General features: G+C 66.5%; 1 protein-coding gene. It reads right to left on the bottom strand.

Going from position 1 to position 3402, the window contains the following annotated elements; genetic code table 11:
* On the bottom strand, nt 1–3396 hold a 3396-nt coding region (locus AB0B89_RS35505), incomplete at its 3' end, for an SDR family NAD(P)-dependent oxidoreductase (protein WP_358561895.1).
* Between the last annotated feature and the right edge of the window lie 6 nt (nt 3397–3402).

Below are 3402 nucleotides of genomic sequence, written 5' to 3'. Positions count from 1 at the left end.
GGAGACGTTCGTGGAGTTCGTGTCTGTCGTCGAAGCGGCGGGGAAGGCCGTCGACCTCGTCGGCGTGGGGATCATGCACCGCAAGACAGGTTGTGCGTGGCCTGGCTGGACAAGGAGGATCGGGGTTTCGATCTCCGTGGGTTCCCAGCGGTGGAAGAGCTCGCTGTACCAGGCGGTCGCGGTCAGTCGCTCGTCGGAAGGGACGTCGGGCCCCTGCATGCCCGCCAGTCTCCGCAGAAGGAGGGAAAGTTCGTCCCGGCGTCCGTTCGCGGCGTTCCCAATGGGATCGATCAGCACGACACCCGCGAGTGGCGAGTTCAGTTGTTCCAGTGCGAGTGCCGTCGCGCACACCGGAAGACACGTCAGTGAGTTGCCGACCAGTACGACCGGCTCCCCGTGGAGGGACTCCGGAAGTGCCTTGATCACACTTTCGGCCATGACCGTCACGTTCGCGGGAAGTTCACCGCCGGAGAACCCGGGCAGGGTGATCGCGGAGACGTCGCGAATTCCTTCGAGCGCTCTCGCGAATTTGAGATATTCGGACTCCGCCGACGAGAGGCACACCAGCGCCGGCCGCACAGGCCCCTGCGACAGGGAAGCCGAGAGCGGTGGTCGCGCCACGGCGGAGAGATCGTCGAATGACGGGCGGAGCCGCGACGCGGTCAGCAGCAGATCAGCCCCGTGCTCAGGCTTGTCGAGTGACATCGCCTGCCGCAGAAGCGAGAGGATCGGGCCGGCGTCCTTGCCGCTCTCGTCCGGGCAGAGCTCCTGGTGAATGTAGGCGGCGAGGGCCTGCGAGGTCGGATAGTCGTAGATGAGGGTGGCCGGCAGCTCCAGGCTGGTGACCTGCTTGAGGTGCTTACGAAGTTCGAGAGCGGTCAGAGAGTCCAGGCCGAGATCCTTGAAGGAGTGTTCGAGCGGAATTCCGTCGGAGTCACTGTGACCGAGCACGGTGGCGACGGTGGTTTGGACGACGTGCAGGAGATGGGGGCGCTGTCGCTCCGGGGGAAGCTCCGCCAATAGCGCCGCCAAAGCGTCGCCGGATCCGGATCCAGATCCGGACGAGAGGACAGGAGCCTGGCGGATTCGCGCGACTTCCGGGATCTCATCGAACACGGAGCACGGACGATAGGCGGTGTAGAGCGGATAGAAGTTCCCCCAGTCGAAGCTGGCGACGACAGCGTTCGGCCGGTCCTCGGTCAGCACCTCCTCAAGCCCGGACAGAGCCCGCTGCGTCCGCATTCTTCTCAGGCCGTGATGAGGGAATGTGTGGTCCCTGCCCTCCCAGATCCCCCAGGCGATCGAGTGGGCGGGAAGCCCTTCAGCACGCCGCTGATGTGCCAGGTAATCCAGGAAGGCGTTCGCCGCGGCGTAACTCGCGAACCCCTTTCCTCCCAGGAGGACGGCCGTCGACGAGAACAGGATGAACTCTGAGAGATCAAGGGATTTCGTCAGCTCATGCAGGTTGAGCGCGCCGTCGACCTTCGAGCGCAGAGCGTTCTCCAGGCGTTCTTCTGTGAGGTCGGACAGCGAGGCGCCGTCGAACGTACCGGCCATGTGGATGACCGTCCGCAGCGGCCGACTGGGGTCGATGTCGGCGAGTACCTCCGCCAGAGCGGAACGATCAGCGATGTCGCAGGCGACGATCTGGATCTCCGCGCCCAGTGCACGCACATCCTCGACCAACTGCGCGGTGCCCGGCGCTTCCGGCCCACTGCGGCTCAGCAGGAGCAAGTGTCTGGCGCCGTTGTGCACGATCCTCTTGGTTAGCGATTTCCCTACTTCCCCGGTGCCGCCGGTGATGAGCACCGTACCGTCGGACGGCCAGGCGTACGCGGAGGATCGGGACACGGCACTACGAGTCAGCCGGCGGCGCAGCAGGCCTCTCGACCGGACGGCGAATTCGTCGTCGACGGCGCCACCAAGGGCCTGGCAGATCTGGGTGCCGACCTCATCTCCGACGTGCTCGGCCAGGTCGATCAGCCCTCCCCAGCCGTGCGGGTTCTCCTGGCGTGCCACAAGGTGCAGGCCCCAGGAGAGGGCGTGGATCGGGTCGTCCAGCGGTTGATCAGGATCGGTGACCACCGCGTTCTGCGTCAGGACCCACAGGGGGACGTCGAGCCCCTCCAGGGCCTGGACGAGTTTGAGATTGCCGATCACACCTCCCGGCAGATGGGGGAACGCCGGATGAGTGCGCCGGTCCAGGGCCAGCCAGGAGACGACTCCCGCCAGCGCGGACGACCTGCCTCCGTCAGACCGGCCGCTGGTGCCCGAGTCGGCGGTCGACGAAGGGAGCGACCTGACCACGTCCTGAACGTGTTGAGTCAGGTCCTCCCGGGAGACGGTGTCGGCGACCACGAGGGTGACGACCGTCGCCCCATGCTCGGTCATCGCGCGGGAAGTCGCCGAGACCTGGGCCAGATCGGCTTGTTCTGGCGCTGTGACGACCAGCCAGGTACCGGACAGTCGCGGCACTTCCCGATCCAGCCGCTGCCACGTGAGCTGGTAATGCCAATCCGCGGCCGTGTGATCCTGTTTCCCGAGACGCCAGTCCGCGAGGTCCTTGATCAGGGGTTTCAGGGAGGCGATCCGATCGTCGTCCACGATTTTCAACAGGGAGGCCACCTCCCCCGGATCGTCGTTCTCCACGGCACGCCAGAATTCGAGATCGTGCGACGGGACGGCGGTCGTACTCTTCGTCGGGGTGAGCCAGTACTGCTGGTGCTGGAAGGGGTAGGTCGGTAGTTCGGGTCGCTTGGTGACCGGCGGGTCGGGATACAACGCCTCCCAGTCGGGGCTGAGTCCGTGGACGTGCAACGTCGCCAGCGCGGTGCCCAGCGCCGCCACCTCCGGGCGGTCCTTACGCAGGCTTCCCACGGCCACCGCGGGAGCGTCATGCGCTTCCACCCGCGGCTGGAACGCCGGAACCAGAATCGGATGCGGACTCACCTCGACGAACACCCGGTGATCCTGATCGAGCAGGCTCGCCACCGTCTCATCGAACCGCACCGTGCTCCGCAGGTTCCGATACCAGTACCCCGCGTCCAAGCCGCAGGTGTCCAACGGCACCCCGAACGGCTCACCCTCCACCGTCGAATAGAACGGCACCTCGGCCTCCCGCGGGGTAATCCCCGCCAGAGCCTGCACGATCGTCTCCCGCAAGCCCTCGACCAGCGGAGAATGCGAGGCGTAATCCACATCCACCGCCTGCGCGCGAACCCCCCGCTCCGCGCACACCGCCAAAAACTCCCTCACCGCCTCCGCGGTACCCGACACCGTCGTACTGCTCGGGCCGTTCACCGTCGCGACCCACAACCGGCCCTCCCACCGGCCCAACCACCCCGACACCGAACCCGCGTCAGCCCACACCGACGCCATCGCCCCCGAACCCGCCAACCCCGC

Origin of the sequence: Sphaerisporangium sp. NPDC049002, assembly GCF_040649355.1 — a bacterium.
In the GTDB taxonomy this organism is placed as follows: Bacteria; Actinomycetota; Actinomycetes; order Streptosporangiales; family Streptosporangiaceae; genus Sphaerisporangium.
The sequence above is the reverse complement of the archived record's forward strand: the minus strand, read 5'-3'. Positions and strand labels throughout refer to the sequence as shown.